Annotated in this window: 22 protein-coding genes and 1 pseudogene; 12 read left to right on the forward strand and 11 right to left on the reverse strand. The window is 32.3% G+C overall.

Annotated elements, in window-relative coordinates; translation table 11 throughout:
- The first annotated feature begins 36 nt into the window (after window positions 1-36).
- The 4 genes from C8N27_RS14900 to C8N27_RS14915 all read left to right on the forward strand — a co-directional run bounded on the left by C8N27_RS14900 (window position 37) and on the right by C8N27_RS14915 (window position 3788).
- A complete protein-coding gene (locus C8N27_RS14900) occupies window positions 37-1392 on the forward strand; it encodes an OmpA family protein (RefSeq protein WP_121148514.1) in 1356 nt (451 codons plus the stop codon).
- Between the two features lie 169 nt (window positions 1393-1561).
- Entirely contained in the window at window positions 1562-3073 is a 1512-nt protein-coding gene (atpD, locus tag C8N27_RS14905) for a F0F1 ATP synthase subunit beta (protein WP_121148516.1), read from the forward strand.
- Between the two features lie 43 nt (window positions 3074-3116).
- The gene (locus C8N27_RS14910; RefSeq protein ID WP_028892144.1) at window positions 3117-3410 is read left to right on the forward strand and encodes a FoF1 ATP synthase subunit delta/epsilon; all 294 of its coding nucleotides are present in this window, start codon (window positions 3117-3119) and stop codon (window positions 3408-3410) included.
- Window positions 3411-3506: 96 nt separating this feature from the next.
- Window positions 3507-3788, forward strand: coding sequence for a Sec-independent protein translocase subunit TatA/TatB (locus C8N27_RS14915; protein WP_028892145.1), 282 nt, complete (start codon window positions 3507-3509; stop codon window positions 3786-3788).
- Between the two features lie 30 nt (window positions 3789-3818).
- Here C8N27_RS14915 and C8N27_RS14920 read toward each other — a convergent pair whose 3' ends face one another.
- Window positions 3819-4283: an Lrp/AsnC family transcriptional regulator gene (locus C8N27_RS14920; RefSeq protein ID WP_121148517.1), complete on the reverse strand. Its 465-nt coding sequence runs from the start codon at window positions 4281-4283 to the stop codon at window positions 3819-3821.
- A gap of 166 nt (window positions 4284-4449) precedes the next feature.
- Between C8N27_RS14920 and C8N27_RS14925 the strand changes: the two genes are divergently transcribed.
- Window positions 4450-5568 carry a histidine decarboxylase gene (locus C8N27_RS14925; protein ID WP_121148519.1) on the forward strand — a complete coding sequence of 373 codons (1119 nt, stop codon included), beginning with the start codon at window positions 4450-4452 and terminating at the stop codon, window positions 5566-5568.
- A 47-nt stretch (window positions 5569-5615) separates the two neighbouring features.
- On the opposite strand, the gene C8N27_RS14930 is transcribed toward C8N27_RS14925, so the two are convergent.
- The 5 genes from C8N27_RS14930 to C8N27_RS14950 form a co-directional block, all read right to left on the reverse strand.
- Window positions 5616-6257, reverse strand: coding sequence for an O-methyltransferase (locus tag C8N27_RS14930; RefSeq protein WP_121148521.1), 642 nt, complete (start codon window positions 6255-6257; stop codon window positions 5616-5618).
- 112 nt (window positions 6258-6369) lie between these two features.
- A complete protein-coding gene (locus C8N27_RS14935; protein WP_099214709.1) occupies window positions 6370-6630 on the reverse strand; it encodes a hypothetical protein in 261 nt (86 codons plus the stop codon).
- Between the two features lie 6 nt (window positions 6631-6636).
- Window positions 6637-7209: a sigma-70 family RNA polymerase sigma factor gene (locus C8N27_RS14940; RefSeq protein WP_099214708.1), complete on the reverse strand. Its 573-nt coding sequence runs from the start codon at window positions 7207-7209 to the stop codon at window positions 6637-6639.
- Between the two features lie 15 nt (window positions 7210-7224).
- Window positions 7225-8145, reverse strand: a complete 921-nt coding sequence (locus tag C8N27_RS14945; protein WP_121148523.1) for a TolB family protein — start codon at window positions 8143-8145, stop codon at window positions 7225-7227.
- 5 nt (window positions 8146-8150) lie between these two features.
- A complete protein-coding gene (locus tag C8N27_RS14950) occupies window positions 8151-8624 on the reverse strand; it encodes a nuclear transport factor 2 family protein (protein WP_121148525.1) in 474 nt (157 codons plus the stop codon).
- A gap of 166 nt (window positions 8625-8790) precedes the next feature.
- Between C8N27_RS14950 and panB the strand changes: the two genes are divergently transcribed.
- The 6 genes and pseudogenes from panB (at window position 8791) to C8N27_RS14980 (ending at window position 12186) form a co-directional block, all read left to right on the forward strand.
- Entirely contained in the window at window positions 8791-9609 is an 819-nt protein-coding gene (panB, locus tag C8N27_RS14955) for a 3-methyl-2-oxobutanoate hydroxymethyltransferase (RefSeq protein WP_099214705.1), read from the forward strand.
- Between the two features lie 52 nt (window positions 9610-9661).
- Window positions 9662-10618: a 2-hydroxyacid dehydrogenase gene (locus C8N27_RS14960; protein ID WP_121148526.1), complete on the forward strand. Its 957-nt coding sequence runs from the start codon at window positions 9662-9664 to the stop codon at window positions 10616-10618.
- 24 nt (window positions 10619-10642) lie between these two features.
- Window positions 10643-11100: pseudogene (locus C8N27_RS14965) on the forward strand (DUF1801 domain-containing protein).
- Window position 11101: 1 nt separating this feature from the next.
- Window positions 11102-11494, forward strand: a complete 393-nt coding sequence (locus C8N27_RS14970) for a VOC family protein (RefSeq protein WP_121148528.1) — start codon at window positions 11102-11104, stop codon at window positions 11492-11494.
- A 35-nt stretch (window positions 11495-11529) separates the two neighbouring features.
- Window positions 11530-11799 carry a TM2 domain-containing protein gene (locus tag C8N27_RS14975; RefSeq protein ID WP_121148530.1) on the forward strand — a complete coding sequence of 90 codons (270 nt, stop codon included), beginning with the start codon at window positions 11530-11532 and terminating at the stop codon, window positions 11797-11799.
- A 24-nt stretch (window positions 11800-11823) separates the two neighbouring features.
- Window positions 11824-12186 carry a hypothetical protein gene (locus tag C8N27_RS14980; RefSeq protein ID WP_121148532.1) on the forward strand — a complete coding sequence of 121 codons (363 nt, stop codon included), beginning with the start codon at window positions 11824-11826 and terminating at the stop codon, window positions 12184-12186.
- 32 nt (window positions 12187-12218) lie between these two features.
- Here C8N27_RS14980 and C8N27_RS14985 read toward each other — a convergent pair whose 3' ends face one another.
- Window positions 12219-13091, reverse strand: a complete 873-nt coding sequence (locus C8N27_RS14985; RefSeq protein WP_121148534.1) for a cupin-like domain-containing protein — start codon at window positions 13089-13091, stop codon at window positions 12219-12221.
- An 83-nt stretch (window positions 13092-13174) separates the two neighbouring features.
- Here C8N27_RS14985 and C8N27_RS14990 point away from each other — a divergent pair, with 83 nt between their 5' ends.
- A complete protein-coding gene (locus C8N27_RS14990) occupies window positions 13175-13756 on the forward strand; it encodes a methyltransferase domain-containing protein (RefSeq protein WP_121148536.1) in 582 nt (193 codons plus the stop codon).
- Window positions 13757-13791: 35 nt separating this feature from the next.
- Here the strand turns inward: C8N27_RS14990 and bioB are convergent, their stop codons facing one another.
- The 4 genes from bioB to C8N27_RS15010 all read right to left on the reverse strand — a co-directional run bounded on the left by bioB (window position 13792) and on the right by C8N27_RS15010 (window position 18182).
- Window positions 13792-14889 carry a biotin synthase BioB gene (gene bioB, locus C8N27_RS14995; RefSeq protein ID WP_121148538.1) on the reverse strand — a complete coding sequence of 366 codons (1098 nt, stop codon included), beginning with the start codon at window positions 14887-14889 and terminating at the stop codon, window positions 13792-13794.
- A gap of 71 nt (window positions 14890-14960) precedes the next feature.
- Window positions 14961-16388 carry a flotillin family protein gene (locus C8N27_RS15000; RefSeq protein ID WP_121148540.1) on the reverse strand — a complete coding sequence of 476 codons (1428 nt, stop codon included), beginning with the start codon at window positions 16386-16388 and terminating at the stop codon, window positions 14961-14963.
- 9 nt (window positions 16389-16397) lie between these two features.
- Window positions 16398-16970, reverse strand: a complete 573-nt coding sequence (locus C8N27_RS15005) for a hypothetical protein (protein ID WP_121148542.1) — start codon at window positions 16968-16970, stop codon at window positions 16398-16400.
- Window positions 16971-17027: 57 nt separating this feature from the next.
- Window positions 17028-18182, reverse strand: coding sequence for a beta-ketoacyl synthase N-terminal-like domain-containing protein (locus C8N27_RS15010; RefSeq protein ID WP_121148544.1), 1155 nt, complete (start codon window positions 18180-18182; stop codon window positions 17028-17030).
- Between the last annotated feature and the right edge of the window lie 47 nt (window positions 18183-18229).

Here is an 18229-nt window from a genome sequence, read left to right on the forward strand (position 1 = left end):
AATATATAAACGAACTTTTAATTTAAATTTTTAATAATGAAACAATTAAAATTAGCTGTGATGGCTTTATTTGCGTTTGCTGCAGTAAACGTTAGCGCACAGGATTCAGACAACCCTTGGGCGGTTGGTTTCGGGGTTAACGCAGTAGACGTTAGGATCCCTTCAGATTTTGGAGATTATGCTAAAGATTATATCGGTACTAGTGACTGGAATATCTTACCATCAATTTCAAGAGTAACTGTTGATAGATACTTAAATGATGGATTTACATTACAATTAGCAGGATCTTTAAACAAGATTGAAACTTTCCGTACAGAAGATGATATGGATGAGCTTTACTGGGCTATCGATGCTAACGTAAAGTATGACTTAAACAACTTAGTAGGTAACACTGGTTGGTGGGATCCTTATGTATACGTTGGTGGAGGTTATACTTCTTTAGCTGATGAAGGTGAAGGTATGTTAAATGCTGGTGCTGGATTCAATGTTTGGTTTAATGATAACTTAGGTCTAAATTTCCAAACAGGAGGAAAGAAAGAATTTGCTGGTAAAGTAAGAGATCACTTCCAACACTCAATTGGTTTAGTATTTAAGTTCGGAGGAAAAGATACTGACGGAGACGGAGTATATGACAAAGATGATGCTTGTCCAGAAGTTGCTGGATTAAAAGAATTCAACGGATGTCCTGATACTGACGGAGACGGAATCAAAGATTCTGATGATGCTTGTCCAGAAGTTGCTGGTTTAGCTGCATTAAACGGTTGTCCTGATGCTGATGGTGATGGTATCGCTGATAAAGATGATGCTTGTCCAACTGAAAAAGGAACTAAAGCTAATAACGGTTGTCCTGATGCTGATGGAGACGGTGTTGTAGACGGAAAAGATAAGTGTCCAAACGAAGCTGGTCCAGCTGCTAACAACGGATGTCCTTGGCCAGATACTGACGGAGACGGAGTATTAGACAAAGATGATAAATGTCCAAACGAAGCAGGTGTAGCATCTAACAATGGATGTCCTGAAGTAGTAATCAAAGAAGAAGCTGTTAAGAAATTAAACGAGTTTGCAAGAGCTATCTACTTTAACTCAGGTAAGACTTCATTCAGAACAGGAGTTACTGGTAAATTAGATTTAATCGCTGGAATTATGAAGGAGTACCCTAAAGCTAACTTTAGCATTCAAGGTCACACTGATAGTTCAGGATCTAACACTTTAAACCAAAGATTATCTGAAAAAAGAGCTAAAGCTGTTTTAGATTACTTAATCACTAAAGGAGGAATCGATTCAAAAAGATTAACTTCTGCTGGATTTGGTGAAGACTACCCAATTGCTGATAACAAAACAAGAGCTGGTAGAGCTGAAAACAGACGTGTTGAGATTAAATTAGTAAAGTAATTTAATTACAATTATTATATCAATAAAGGCCTCACATTCGTGAGGCTTTTTTTTATGGAAAAATACTTCGAAAGGTTTTTTAAATTCCACTAAAAAAATTACCTTTGCACCTTGAAAAAATGAGTTAAAACTCATATAGTAAATAAAATAACTTTAATTACATATAGTAATGTCTACAATAACAGGTAAAGTTTCTCAAATTATTGGTCCAGTAATCGATGTTGAGTTTAATACAGAAAATGCTGAATTACCAAAGATTTATGATTCGTTAGAAATTAAAAAAGCAGACGGTTCAACTTTAGTTTTAGAAGTTCAACAACACATTGGTGAAGATACAGTTCGTACCATTTCTATGGATGCAACTGATGGTTTACAAAGAGGGCAAGAAGTAATTGCTACTGGTAACCCAATTCAAATGCCAATAGGTAATGATATCTACGGTCGTTTATTTAATGTAACAGGTGATGCTATTGATGGATTAGGAGATTTACCTAAAGAAGGTGAAGCTGGTTTACCAATTCACCGTCAAGCTCCAAAATTTGAAGAATTATCAACTTCTACCGAAGTGTTATTTACTGGGATTAAAGTAATTGATTTAATTGAGCCTTATGCAAAAGGAGGTAAAATTGGATTATTTGGTGGAGCAGGAGTAGGAAAAACAGTATTAATTCAGGAGTTAATTAACAATATTGCAAAAGGACACGGAGGTTTATCTGTATTTGCAGGAGTTGGAGAAAGAACTCGTGAAGGAAACGATTTATTACGTGAGATGTTAGAGTCTGGAATTATCAAGTATGGTGATGATTTCATGCACTCTATGGAAGACGGAGGATGGGATTTATCAAAAGTTGATAAGCCTGGAATGAGAGATTCAAAGGCAACTTTCGTATTCGGTCAGATGAATGAGCCACCTGGAGCACGTGCTCGTGTAGCTTTATCTGGATTAACAATTGCTGAGTATTTCCGTGATGGAGCTGGTGAAGCTCAAGGAAAAGACGTATTATTCTTCGTTGATAATATCTTCCGTTTTACTCAAGCAGGTTCTGAGGTATCGGCTTTATTAGGTCGTATGCCATCGGCGGTAGGTTACCAACCAACATTAGCAACAGAGATGGGAGCAATGCAAGAGCGTATTACCTCTACTAAAAAAGGATCTATTACATCTGTACAAGCGGTTTACGTACCTGCAGATGACTTAACAGATCCAGCACCAGCAACAACATTTGCTCACTTAGATGCTACTACAGTATTATCTCGTAAGATTGCTGAATTAGGTATTTACCCAGCGGTAGATCCATTAGATTCTACTTCAAGAATTTTAACTGCTGATATTTTAGGAGATGAGCACTATGACTGTGCGCAAAGAGTAAAAGAAATTTTACAACGTTATAAAGAATTACAAGATATTATCGCAATTTTAGGTATGGAAGAATTATCTGAAGAAGATAAATTAGTAGTTCACAGAGCTCGTCGTGTACAACGTTTCTTATCTCAACCATTCCACGTAGCAGAACAGTTTACAGGAATACCAGGTGTATTAGTAGATATTAAAGATACTATCAAAGGATTCAACATGATCATGGATGGAGAATTAGATAAGTATCCTGAAGCAGCATTCAACTTAAAAGGATCAATTCAAGAAGCAATTGATGCTGGAGAGAAAATGTTAGCAGAAGCGTAATTAATTGCCTTAAGCAAAAGCTTAAAGCCTAAAGCATTAAAGTATGTATTTAGAAATTGTAACACCAGAAGCTATCTTATTTTCATCTGAAGTTGATTCAGTAGTAGTGCCAGGTGTAAATGGAGAATTCCAAATGTTAAATAATCACGCACCGGTGGTGTCTATTTTAAATGAAGGAAGAGTAAAAGTACATGTACATACTCAAGAGCATTTAGTTTTTGATGATTTACATGGAAGCATCGAAAGGTTACCTGAAGATGATAAAGTTTTGACTTTAAAAATAAAATCAGGAACTATAGAAATGAAAGATAATAAAGTAATTATTCTTGCAGACTAATACATTTTATCATTATAAAATAAAAAGCAACCAAATTTGGTTGCTTTTTTTTATTCAATAAAGTATAGGACATTGAATTTAACTATCTTTGCAGTGATGAATGGAATATTTTTATTTATTGGAGGACCAGAGATTTTTGTAATCTTGTTAATCGTAGTCATGTTGTTTGGAGCGGATAAAATTCCTGAAATAGCAAGAGGACTAGGAAAAGGTATGCGCCAAATTAAAGATGCAACAAATGACATTAAACGAGAGATTAATGACAGTGCAAAAAATCAAGGTATAGATACAGATTTTGTTAAAGATATAAACAACGAAATTAACGAAGTAAAAGATAATATTGATGATTTTACAGGCCCTATAAAAAGAAGCCGTTAAATCAAATAAAATTGACATAGTTCTTACATACTATGTCAATTTTATTTTTGTAGTATTTTTTACTTGCTTCATTACGAACGAGCTTTGAATGTTCGAAATTACTTCTAATTGCGATAACTTTTTCAATACAAAATCTTGATATTCGTTCATGTCTTTTAAAACAACTTTTAATAAGAAGTCATAAACACCAGCTATGTAAGAGACTTCTACGATTTCATCTATTTTAGACATATAATCTTCAAACTCTTTAAAAGCACTTTCTTGATGTTTTACTAAGGTGACTTGACAATAAACAATTAAACTTTTGTCAATTGTTTCTAAGTTTACTAAAGCAACATATTTATCTATTATTCCGTTAGCTTCCATCTTCTTTACACGCTCATGAGTAGGCGTTATAGATAGATTTACTTTGTAGGCTAGTTGTTTTATAGATTGCTTACAGTCTTTTTGTAGTTCTTCTAAAAGTTTTTTATCTACACTATCTAGTTGATGCATGGTATGTTTTTCTGTTTTAAAGTGATTTTTAGAAATTAAATAGAAATTTAATCTTTTTAAAATTTAAAAATAGGTATTTTTTCTTTAATGATGGTGTTAATGTAGTTTTTTATACTTTAATAATATATTTGTTAAGTAATTTAATACTATTTAAAAACAGGTAATCATGAGTAGAATAAAAGAAATTTATGACAGAATTAGTGAGGCTTCATCTAATTTTTTAGGATACCCTTTAGCAAAAGATTTTAACTACAGTGAATTTGCACCTTTTTTAAATTTATGTATCAATAATGTCGGGGATCCAGAATCTCCTTCAACATTATCAATAGATACGAAAGATATAGAAAGAGAAGTTATCAGTTTTTTTGCTGATATATTATCATCTTCAACTAATGAAGTATGGGGGTATGTTACGAATGGAGGAACAGAAGGAAATCTTTATGGCCTGTATTTGGCTAGAGAAAGTTTTAATAATCCTGTAGTATATTATAGCGAGTCTACACATTATAGTGTTAAAAAGAATTTACACCTACTAAATTTAAAGAATATAGTAGTGAGAAGTCAAGATAATGGTGAGATTGATTATGATGATTTAGAAAGTCTTATAACTCTTCATAGAGATAAACCAGCAGTTTTCTTTTTAAATATAGGAACAACAATGACTGAAGCTGTAGATGATTTAGATAAAATTAAAGGCATTATCAAAAAATATGCTATTAAAGATTATTATATCCATTGTGATGCAGCATTTTTAGGCTGTATTGCCCCTTTTGTTGATCCAAAACCAAAGTTTGATTTTGCTGAGGGAATTGATAGTATTTCTATATCTGGACATAAATTTATTGGTGGACCAATACCCTGTGGAATTGTTTTAGCAAAAAGAAAACACAGAGATAGAATTGTAAACTCAGTTTCTTACGTTGGAACTTTAGATACAACGATAACAGGATCAAGAAATGGATTAACGCCATTATTATTATGGTCTTTTATTGAAAAATACGGGAAAGAAGGTCTAATTACAAGAGCTAGAAAGTCTCAAGAATTAGCAGCGTATACAGAGCAAAGGTTAAAAGAGATAGGAGTTAAAACATGGAGAAATAATGAGGCGCTTACAGTAGTTTTAGAGAAACCTTCTGAAGCTTTATGTAAAAAGTATCAATTAGCATCAGAAAACGAAATGGCACACATTATTTGTGTTCCTGGAACAAAAAAAGAACAAATAGATGCTTTTATTAAAGACTATGAAAAAGAATTATTTGTAGTAGAAAGATTAATTTACAATTAAAACTATATTTAAAAAGAAAGAGCAAACCAAAGGTTTGCTCTTTCTTTTTAAATAACTCTACTAATAGTTAATCCGTCTCGTATAGGTAGTAATACCGTTTCTAAGCGACTATCTTCATTTAAAAGTCTATTATACTCTAAAAGAACTTTAGTATCGGTATCTTTAGGATCTAGTTCTTCAACAACTTTTCCACTCCATAAGACATTGTCAGATAAAATTACCCCTCCTTTATTCATTTTTTCAATGATCAGATGAAAATAATTTACATAATTAGACTTGTCAGCATCTATAAATACTAGATCAAATTTAGAATCGATAGTGGGAATAATATCTATAGCATTACCAACATATTGTGTTATTTGGTCTTTGTAATCAGATTTTTGAAAGTACTTATATTGAAGTTCTTCCAATTCTTCATTTTTATCAATTGTATAAAGTTTTCCTTCTTTAGGTAATCCTTCAGCTAAACATAAAGCAGAATACCCAGTGTAAGTACCAATTTCTAAAATTGATTTGGGCTGAATTAATTTTGAAATCATAGATAAAACCCTTCCTTGAAAAGCCCCACTTAACATACGAGGGTTTAAAACCTTTTGCCAAGTCTCTCTACCTAGTTCTTGTAGTATTTTTGGTTCAGCTTGAGAATGTTTAACAACATAATTATCTAATTCTTCAGGTAAAAAGTGCATGTAAGTTGTTTTTAGTGTACAAAATTAAAAAAACGGAATTTATTGCTATAATAAATTCCGTTTCAATCTAACAAAAAATCAAAAAATGGTTTTTTTTAAAAACCAAAATTGTTTAATTAAGTTTACTTAATTGTTCTTTTAATTCTTCTTTGTCTTTGCTTGACAAGCAAGCTTTATCTTTATTACAGTTATTAGTTTTTACTTTCAAAATTTGTGACATCTTCTTGTTTTGTTTAGAGTATAAAGCACATACTTTACACACAAACAAATGCCAATTAAGTTGTAATTTTTCATATACCGAAGCTTCTCCATATTGACTTTTATCGCAAATGGTTGTGGCTTCATCACATGTAATTTTAAAAAATTTAAACATTGTATTTTACTTATTAAACCAATTTTTTTCCATACAGCCTCTTAATTGTGTTCTAGCTCTATGAATGATAACCCATAGGTTTGACGGAGAAATATTTAGCTCCTTACAAATATCTTCAGTTTCAAACTGTTGTATGGTTTTCATTTTAAAAACCATAGCATATTTTTCAGGAAGGTTATCAATACATCTATCTAATTGATCTTTTAATTCTTCATTTTCAATATCCTTATCAGCATCATTACCCCAAGTTTGTGGCACTCGTTCTTCAATCCAACTTCCCTCGTTTTCACCACTATCATAAAAACTCATTCTAACTTCAGCTTGTCCTTTTTTTGAGTTTATTTTTCGATAGTAATCTATTATTTTTCTTTTTAAAATTGAAACTAACCATGTTCGTTCTGTAGATTTTCCTTCAAAATTCTTTGCAGACTTTAACCCTGCAAAAAAAGTTTCTTGTACTAAATCTTTAGCAACATTAGAGTTGTTTACGCGCACAACAGCATAATTAAACAGGTAATCAGCGTAATTGTCTACCCATTTATCAGGAGATAAAGTATTTGATGGATTTGTTAGATTCATTAAATCAAAGATAAGTTATTTTTTGGGGAAATAAGTAACGTAAACTCTACTTAGTCCATTGGGGGCGTTTTTAATAAAATTAATTATTTCTTCAAAGCTTTTCTTTTCATTTAATTTATTTGTGATAGCACTTCTGCTAGTTGTATAGTAAATTTTATTATTTGTAAGATCTACAAAAGGACAATAATCCAGTTTTTTTGAATTGAGGTTAGTTAAGTGTTTAGCAGGCAACCATTCGTTATTATTTCCTTTTTTACTTAAGTATAAATCACCTCTACCTAAATCGTCTTTTCTTCCGTATGAAGTAAAAATTATAAAGCTTTCATCTGGAGCGACGAAGGCATTAAACTCGTATTTATCAGAGTTTACACCAGAGCCAAGAGAAACAGGTGTAGTATATTTTCCATCCACAAGCCTACTTACATAAATATCTTCTTTGCCTTTAGAATTTTCATACTCTGCTGTGAAGAATAAATCACCTTTTTCTGTTACTGAAGGGTAAAATTCATTAGCAGAAGTATTGATTGTTGAGCCAACACTTATAGGTTTAGACCAATTATCAGATAAAGATTTTCGTGTTACATACCAAATATCCATATCTTTTTTTACCTCTCCTGAATCATTATTCTTTCTATTAGAAGCAAAAAAAAGTTTTAAGCCGTTAGGAGATAGAAAAGGCTCTAAGTCTTTATATTGACCAGAAAAACTTATAACTTTAGGCTTTTGCCATGTATTGTTTACTTTTTTTGAATAGGCAATAAAAGAGTATTCTTTTAAATAACTTTCAACAGTAAAATAAAATTCATTTTGGTTTTTATTCATCGAAAAATCCCTGATATTAGGCAGTCCATTAAATAATTCAGGAAGGAATAATTGAGGCTTCTGAGCAAAACCAAAACAGGAAATAAATAAAAAAAGAAATCCAATTTTTTTCATAAAGATTACTGCTTAAGAGCTTTACAATTATCTCTACGTCTCATATCAACTAAGTATATGATTTCCCATTTTCCATTATTATTAAAAAGCTGAAAAGAATTTGCTCCACAATGACTAAACTCATTGTTAAAATAAAACTCATAAGGTGTCCAAACAGAAGCTAAATTACCATCCACTTTAATATCCCATGATAATAATTTCTCTAAATAAGTATGTTCAGGTTTTTTATTAGCAATATTAGTAAGTAGTTTGGCTTTACTTTCGGTAACTAAAACTTTTTTACCTTCTTTATTTGTAAAAGTAGTTTGAATGTTAATTGTAGAATTAAGAGTAGAACTTACTAATGTACTGTCACCTTTATGTAATCCTTCAAAAAAGGTTTCAATAGTGTTTTTAATGGCTTTTTTTTCTGAGTTTTCTTGTGCACTTACCACAGTTGTAAGAACAAAAACGATTAGTAAAGTGAAAATCTTTTGCATGTTAGTTTAGTTTAGCTAGGTAAAACTATTAAAAAAATAAACGGATAAAGTTTAATTAACAGAAGATTAACGAGGTTAAAAAAGTAAAAAACGAAAGGCTTAAAGGTTCATAATAAATAAAACCACTGAATAATTATGTATTTTTACAATCCATAAAACAAAAGAAATGTCAGTAGCAAAAAAACAATATAAAAGAATTACCACTAAATCTCTTGTTGAAATGAAAGCAAATGGAGAGAAAATCTCAATGCTTACAGCTTATGACTATACCATGGCAAAAATTGTTGATGGTGCAGGAATAGATGTAATTTTAGTGGGAGATTCAGCGTCAAATGTAATGGCGGGTCATGAAACTACATTACCTATTACATTAGATCAAATGATTTATCATGCAAGCTCTGTAGTAAGAGGAATTGATCGTTGCTTAGTAGTGGTTGATTTACCTTTTGGTAGCTATCAATCAGACCCTAAAGAAGCATTACGTTCTGCTATTCGAATTATGAAAGAAAGTGGAGCACACTCTATAAAATTAGAAGGAGGAAAAGAAATAAAAGATTCTATTAAAAGAATTTTAAACGCTGGTATACCTGTAATGGGGCATCTAGGATTAACTCCACAGTCTATTTATAAATTCGGAACTTATACAGTAAGAGCAAAAGAGGAAGAAGAAGCAGAAAAGTTGATGAAAGATGCTTTAATGCTAGAAAGGTTAGGGTGCTTTGCTATTGTATTAGAAAAAGTTCCAGCAAGTTTAGCACAAAAAGTAGCGGAAGCTTTAACGATTCCAGTAATAGGAATTGGAGCAGGAGGAGGTGTTGATGGACAAGTCTTAGTGATGCATGATATGTTAGGAATGACACATGAGTTTAATCCTCGTTTTTTACGTAGATATTTAGATTTACATACAGAAATGACTAATGCTTTTGAGCAGTATATTACTGACGTAAAAAGTCAAGATTTTCCAAACGAAGAAGAACAATATTAATGTAAAAGTCTTCCTTTGGAAGGCTTTTTTATTTTAGAATATATTTTTAAAAATGAAAATACTTCATTTAGATACAAATCATTCTCTTTTAATAAATCAACTAAAGAATTTAGGTTTTGAAAATTTTGAAGATTACACTTCTTCAAAAACAGAAATAGAGGATAAAATTCATTTGTACGATGGAATTGTTATTCGTAGTCGATTTACCATAGATAAACAATTTTTAGATAAAGCAACAAACCTTAAGTTTATAGGGCGAGTAGGAGCTGGTTTAGAAAATATTGATTGTGATTATGCAGAAAAGAAAGGAGTACACTTAATATCAGCACCAGAAGGAAATCGAAATGCAGTAGGAGAACATACATTAGGAATGCTACTTTCTTTATTTAATAAGCTTAATAAAGCAGATAAAGAAGTACGAGAAGGTAAATGGTTACGAGAAGAAAATAGAGGGATAGAATTAGATGGAAAAACTGTTGGAATCATCGGTTATGGTAATATGGGGAAAGCTTTTGCCAAAAAACTTAGAGGTTTCGATGTTGAAGTGATTTGCTACGATATTAAACCAGATGTAGGTGATGAAAATGCTCAACAAGTTTCTTTAAAAGAATTACAAGAAAAAGCTGATGTTTTAAGTTTACACACCCCACAAACAGAACTTACCATGAAAATGGTGAACTCAGACTTTATTAATGGTTTTTCAAAACCATTTTGGTTGTTAAATACAGCTCGAGGAAAATCAGTAGTGACAAAAGATTTAGTAATAGCTTTAGAGTCAGGAAAAGTTTTAGGAGCAGGGTTAGATGTATTAGAATACGAGAAAAAATCGTTTGAAAACCTATTTACAAATCAAGAAAATCCAGAAGTTGAAGGAATGCCAACAGCATTACGATATTTAATTAATGCAGAAAACGTGTTGCTTTCTCCTCATGTTGCAGGTTGGACCATAGAAAGTAAAGAAAAGCTAGCGCAAACTATTGTAGATAAAATTAAAGAAAAATTTTGCTAACTTGATGCTTCAAATTCATGTAGCATGAAATATGAAGCATCAACAGTAGAAGAGTATATTTCTCAAGTTCCAGAAGAACGCCAAGAAATTTTACAAAAGCTTAGTAATCTTATCAAGGAAAACTTGCCAGAAGGATTTGAAGAAGGAATTAATTATAACATGATTGGGTATTATGTTCCACATTCAAAATATCCTGATGGCTATCATTGTGATCCTAAATTACCACTTCCTTTTATGAATTTGGCTTCACAAAAAACTCAATCAACTTATATCATAGCGGGATTTATGCTAAAAAAGAATTATATGATTGGTTTGTAGCAGAATATCCTAAATATTCAAAAAGAAAACTAGATATGGGAAAGAGCTGTATTCGTTTTAAAAAGTTAGATGATATTCCATATGGATTAATTACAGATTTATGTGCAAAAATGACTGTAGATGAATGGATTTCTATTTATGAATCAGTCTTAAAAATGAAATAAAATGAAGAAAAAAGGTAAAGTAATAGGAATAGGAGGAGTTTTTTTTAAAACAAAAGATCCAAAAGCAACAAAAGAATGGTATAAAAATAACCTAGGTTTTAATACAGATGATTGGGGTTGTACCTTTTGGTGGAAAGATAATGAAGGAAAAAAAGCGTCTACCCAATGGAGTCCGTTTGCAGAAGACACTAACTATTTTGAACCATCTAAAAAAGACTTTATGTTTAACTATCGAGTAGAAAATTTAGTAGAGTTGTTGGAAGAGTTGAAAGAAAATGGAGTTACAGTTATGGACAAAGTAGAAGAGTACGATTATGGAAAGTTTGGATGGGTTGTAGATTTAGACGGAAATAAAATTGAGTTATGGGAGCCAAAAGACGAAGCTTTTTTATAAATTTAGCACCGTCTAATAAATAATAAATAAAAAAAATGAATGTAATTGATGAAAATGGGAATACTGTTCCTAATCAAGAAAGTAAACGTGTGTTAGCAGGTATTTTAGCAATTTTAATAGGTTCGATAGGAATACATAAGTTTATTTTAGGTTATACTAAAGAAGGAATCATACAAATTGTAGCTACTTTTATAACTTGTGGATTAGCAGGAATTATTCCTTTTATTGAAGGAATCATCTATTTAACAAAATCTGATGAAGAGTTTATTGAAACTTATCAAGTAAACCAAAAAGGTTGGTTCTAAACATTCTTTTTTAATACTTACACTATGTCTAACGATAAAAACTCAAAGGATAACTTAGATAAAGCTAAAGAAGTTATGGATAACATAACAGAGAAGGCTAGTGAGTTAGCTGGAGAAACAGGTGAGCATTTGGTAGATATAGTTGAAGATGTAAAAGAAAAAGTTGAAGAAATTATTTCCGATGAATCAATTCAAAAAACTAAGGAAAAAGCGAACGAATTAACAAACGAAGCTAAAGAGGTATTAGAAAATATAACTGAAAAGGCTTCAGAAGTTGCGGGAGAAGCTAGTGAACATATAGCCGATTTTGCAGAAGATGCTAACGAAGAATTTCAAGAGACTAAAACCAAAACTAAAAGTTTTTTTCAAAGACTCTTTGGAAAATAAAGATAAAAGAAAAGCGCCAATCGGCGCTTTTTTTATGATGCAATATTATTAGCTTTATTAGTTCTAACAACAGCTTGTTCGTTTTTCCAATCAATCCATTTTTGACCTTTAATACGGCGCATAACATTATCTATCGTACGCATAATAAAAACATTATAAACAGCCTTTCCTAAGTTTTTAGGATTACGAGCAATAGCACGTAAACTCATTGAGAAACCAGGAGTAACATAACGCATATAGTGCCAATATCCTTCAGGCATATACAATACATTACCATGTTCAAGTTCAGCAATATGCCCTTTTGCATTTTTTAGTGCAGGCCACTTTTCAAAATCTGGTTCGTTAAAATCAATGTCTTCACGAGTAATTAACGAATGAGGAATTTTATACAAGAACTTATTTTGTTTTTGGTCAAACAAAATACATTTCTTTTTTCCTTCAAAATGAAAGTGGAAGATATTGGCTAAATCAATATCATAGTGCATAAATGTATATGAGTCACGTCCACCAAAAAACAACATTGGTAACCCTTTCATTAAGCGCAAACCAAAGTCAGGAAAAGTAAAATCTTTCTGTAATTGTGGAACTTCTTTTAAAATATTCCACAAGAAAATTCTGAACTTAGTAGGCTCACGTTTTAGTAAATCTACATATTCACTCATTTTCATGGTTGCATGAGGTTCATTAAAACCATCTTTGTAATCCACAGGTCTATCGTCGTATAATGGAACAGTTTTATCACCTGCTACTTCCTTCATATATTCTAAAGACCATTTAGAATATGCTGGCCAATCTTCAATAAAACGCTCAATAACCACAGGTTTTTGAGGTTTGAAGTAATTTTTTATAAAATCTTCTTTAGTAATGGTTTCTACCCTGTCTATTTGTTGCAACTGTAATCCCATACATTCAATTTTTTACGAGAAGCAAAGTTAAGAAAAGGTTACGACACTTTATTCCTAAATTTGCGAGATAAAAGTTAAAATAGATGATAGAACTATCCGAGACGTTTTGGAACAATAAATACCTACATAATAAAACAGGATGGGATTTAGGAGAGATTGCAAATCCGTTAAAAGAATATTTTAACCAATTAGAAGATAAAAGTATTCGGATTTTAATACCAGGAGGAGGAAACTCATACGAAGCGGAATATTTATTTAATAAAGGATTCAATAATGTTTTTGTAGTTGATATTGCTGAAGAACCTTTAAAGAGAATACGAAATAGGGTTCCTAGCTTCCCGAAGGAAAATTTAATTCACGCTGATTTTTTTGAATTAGAAAATGTTTTTGATTTAATTATAGAACAAACTTTTTTCTGCGCTATTAACCCTAAACTACGACCAAAGTATGTGCAAAAAGTAAGTGAATTATTAACCGGTAGTGGAAAACTAGTAGGTTTATTATTTGATGCAGTACTAAATGAAGACCATCCACCTTTTGGAGGGAGTAAAAGAGAGTATGAAGAATATTTTACACCGTATTTTAAAGGAAGTATGGAGCCTTGTTATAACTCGTCAGAAAGCAGACAAGGAATGGAACTATTTATTAAAATGATAAAAAAGTAACCATCAAATTAATTTGATGGTTACTTTTTATTTAATTAAGCTCCTACTTCTTTAGCCTCTTGCTTTTTTTGTTCGTTACGCTCAATCTTATGATCAGGTCTCGTCCATTTAGGTTTTTCACCTAAGGCTTCGTATTGAGAATCTTTAGCTTCAACAGACTCTCTTTGCTCATGTTTAAAGAAAGGCTTCTGTGTATTTAAACCTAAATCTTCAAACATCTTCATGTCTTCGTTAATGTCAGGGTTTGGAGTAGTTAATAATTTATCTCCTGCAAAAATTGAGTTAGCACCTGCAAAGAAACACATTGCTTGACCTTCTCTACTCATTTGTGTTCTACCTGCTGATAAACGTACTTGTGAGTCTGGCAATACAATACGAGCAGTAGCTACCATACGAACCATTTCAAAAATGTTTACAGGAGGCTGCTCCTCTAATGGAGTACCTTCTACTGCTACTAATGCGTTAATAGGCACAGACTCAGGGTGTGGAGAAAAACGAGTTAAAGTTTCAAGCATTCCAGCTCTATCTTCTAACGATTCTCCCATACCAATAATACCTCCAGAACAAACAGTTACATTTGTTTTACGTACGTTTTCAATAGTGTCTACTCTATCTTTAAATGCACGTGTAGAAATTACATCATCGTAATATTCTTCAGAAGTATCAATATTATGGTTGTAAGCATATAAACCAGCTTCAGCTAAACGCTTTGCTTGGTTTTCAGTTACCATTCCTAACGTACAACAAACTTCCATGTCTAGCTTGTTAATAGTGCGTACCATTTCTAACACTTGGTCAAATTCTGGTCCGTCTTTTACATTTCTCCAAGCTGCTCCCATACAAACTCTTGATGAACCACCTTCTTTTGCACGCAAAGCTTGTGCCTTAACTTGGTTTACAGTCATCAAATCATTTCCTTCAACATTGGTATGATAACGTGCTGCTTGCGGACAATATCCACAGTCTTCAGAGCATCCACCAGTTTTAATAGAAATTAAGGTACTTACCTGTACGGTGTTTGGGTCGTGGTATTTTCTATGCATAGTTGAAGCTTCGTACAAAAGCTCCATTAAAGGCTTGTTGTATACTTCTAGAATTTCCTCTTTCGTCCAATCGTGTCTAATTTCAGTCATAAATTCGAGTTGTTTGTGGTGGTAAAAATAAAAAATTCCGCTTCGAAAGCGGAATTTTATGAGTCTTATTTTTATTCGGAAGAAGAATTGTCTTCTTCAATTATTTTTGAGTCATCATTAGGAAGCTCTTTCCCCTTTAAATAATCGGGTAATTGCATACCTGCCATATTGAACATTTCTTGTAATGGGGGTACTGCATTGTACATTCCAGAAATAAAGTTTGAAGTAGATGTTTTTCCGTCTTTACCTCCACCATTTTCCCAAACTGTAACTTTATCAATCTTAATATTTTTAATTGCTTCAGATTGTAACTTTACCAATTCAGGTAATTTATCAGCAATTAATAATAAAGCAGCGTTTTGAGAGTCATTACCAGCGGCTTGAACTATTTGATCTAAACCAGCTGCTTGTTTGGTTAATACTTCGTATAAACCTTGAGCTTCTGCTTGTGCTTTGAATAAGATAGCATCTGCCTCACCTTTTGCTTTTCTACGAATTCTTTCAGCTTCTGCCTCTGCATCAATTTCTACTTTTCGTTTATCAATCTCAGCAGGAACGATTACATCTGCCATTTGTGAAGAACGCTCTCTTTCAGCTCTGGCAATTTCAGCTTCTTTCTCGGCAGCATACGATTCTTCTAAAGCTTTTGCTGATTGCACTTTTTCAGAAGCAATAGCTACTCTTTCTGCCTCAGCCTCTCTTTGACGACGTAATGAGTCAGAGTTTGCAACAGCAATTTTTGCAGTGTTTTCTCCATCTACAGCTTGTGCATTAGCGGCAGCTACTTGAGTTCTTTCATCTTGTACAGCATTTGCTTCACCAATAGAACCATCTCTGTTTTTTTCAGCAACCGATTTACGAGCGGCGTTGATTGCATGAGCAGCAGCTTCTTTACCTAATGCTTCAATATATCCTGATTCGTCAACAATATCAGTAATGTTTACGTTGATTAATTTTAAACCAACTTTTTTTAATTCTGATTCTACACTTTGTGATATGTTGGTTAAAAATTTATCTCTATCAGAGTTAATTTCTTCAATATCCATTGAAGCAACCACTAAACGTAACTGGCCAAAAATAATTTCTTTGGCTAATTCTTGAACGTCGTTCATTGCTAAACCAAGTAAACGTTCGGCAGCATTTTGCATTACTCCTGGTTCTGTAGAAACCCCAATGGTAAAACGTGAAGGCACGTTTACACGAATGTTTTGTTTAGAAAGTGCATTTACCAAGTTTACTTCGATAGAAATTGGTGTTAAGTCTAAAAACTCATAGTCTTGAATTACAGGAAAGATAAATGCAGCACCACCATGAATACATTTAGCAGATTGTCCGCCACCAACTTTACCATATACAACTAAGATTCTGTCAGAAGGACATCTTTTATAGCGTTTTATTAAAGTTATTAGTAAGATAAAAATAAATAGAATGGCAATAACAAGTCCAATAGGGCCTGCAAACCCAAAGCCATCAATTTGTAATAATGTAAATTTTAACATAGTCAATTTTTATTTTTGAGATTCAACGATTAATATTCCATTTGAAGTTACTTCGATTACTTTAACAACCATTCCTTGTGTTAAGTCAGTATCATTATCTGTCAAGGCGTCTAGTTCTCGAAGCGAATTTTGTACTTTAATATGTACTTTACCCATTTTAGAGCGATTAGCTCCTATGGTTAAATATACTTCACCTATTTGATTCAGTGCATTTTTCATTTTTAGGGTACCACTATCTGTTAGTTTACTAATGTAGTAGAATAGGGTAGCCATTATAGTCATCATTAACAATCCACATATAATAGAAATGGAAAGTGTAGCTATATTTGAATAACCAGCATCCATACTAGCAATACCACTCCATCCAAAGATGGTGAAAAAGGCCACCATATTTTTAAACGTGAAAAATTGAAACCCAGCGCCAGTATCGGCTTCTATTTCAGTATCAATGTCACCAATATCACCGGCATCGGCACCTATAAAACTACCAATAAGTACAAAAACAAAGATTAGTGTAAAAATACCTGCTATTCCCCAATAAACTTGTTGAAAAGAGGTTAATTCAGAAAACCATTCCATCATAAAGCAATTATTTAAATGAGTGCTAAAAGTATATAAATTGCCTGAAATCGACAATTTTTATTTTGTTATTAAAACAGAAACTGCATTTCCACCAAAACCAACAGCATTTACTAGTATTTTATTGAGTTTCTTTGGAGTTTGTTGAGGTTCAGCAAAAGGAACTTCAATTACTTGTTGATGTTGTATCATTAACATTGCTAACTCTAAACTTAACAAGCCAGAAGCACCAAAAGTGTGACCAAGTTTCCATTTATTAGTAGTTAAAAAAGGAGTTTTGTTACAAAATACTTTTTGAATCGCATTAATTTCTGATTGATCTCCTTTAATGGTTCCTGGAGCATGCATTACAATAGCATCTATTTCATTAGGAGAAATTGTTCCTAAAGCCATTTTCATTGATTTTTGAAAACATTCTGCATCTGTTGTTACAGAAGTATTATGTTTCAAAACTTCAGTAGCATATCCTACTCCTTCAATAAAAGCCAAAGCGTTTTTTTTAGTTCCTTTCTCTAAACAAAATACCGAAGCACCTTCTCCCAACACCATGGTGTTTTTAGTTTTGTTAAGGTCGAAAGCTTTACAAGGGTATTCATTAATTTCTTTAGAGTACACTTTTAATGCCTGCATTTGGGCAATAGTAAAATCAGTTAGTGAAGCTTCGCTAGCACCAATCATGAATTTTTCTGACATTCCTGATTGTAACCAAGCAACTCCATTTAATAAAGAATGTAGCCCAGTTGAGCAAGTTATAGAATGTGAAATTTCTGGTCCGTTGGTTTGTAAATCATGGGCTATCCAAGAAGAAATGTTTCCTAAAGTAGTGGTTGGAGAACTCAGGGTAGATGATTTTCTTGTTGATAAAAACTCCTTGTGGTATTTTTCAAACAAAGAAGTTGCTCCTCGAGAAGAACCTATATTAATTCCAAAGTTATCAGAAGCTTTCCAGTTTGTTTGTTCCATTGCTTTTCTAGCAACAAAAAGGGTGTACAAAACAGACGGATCTAAATTTTTGTATTTATTGTCAGAGTTTCTAATATCTTCAATAGTACGTTTATCTTCATCAGGTAATTGTGCTACCCATGCTTTGGAATCTTCAAAGTCTTTAAAACTTAAAAAATGTTGATTATTTAGATAGTGCTCCCAAATTTTCTCAGGAGTACTTCCTAAGGCAGAAACAGAAGCAAATGATGTTATTGAGATGAGTTCTTTCAACACGATAAAATTTCAGCAAAAATAAAGGTAAAATCAAGTATTCTAAA

It is taken from the genome of Tenacibaculum discolor (assembly GCF_003664185.1).
Taxonomy (GTDB): Bacteria; Bacteroidota; Bacteroidia; order Flavobacteriales; family Flavobacteriaceae; genus Polaribacter; species Polaribacter discolor.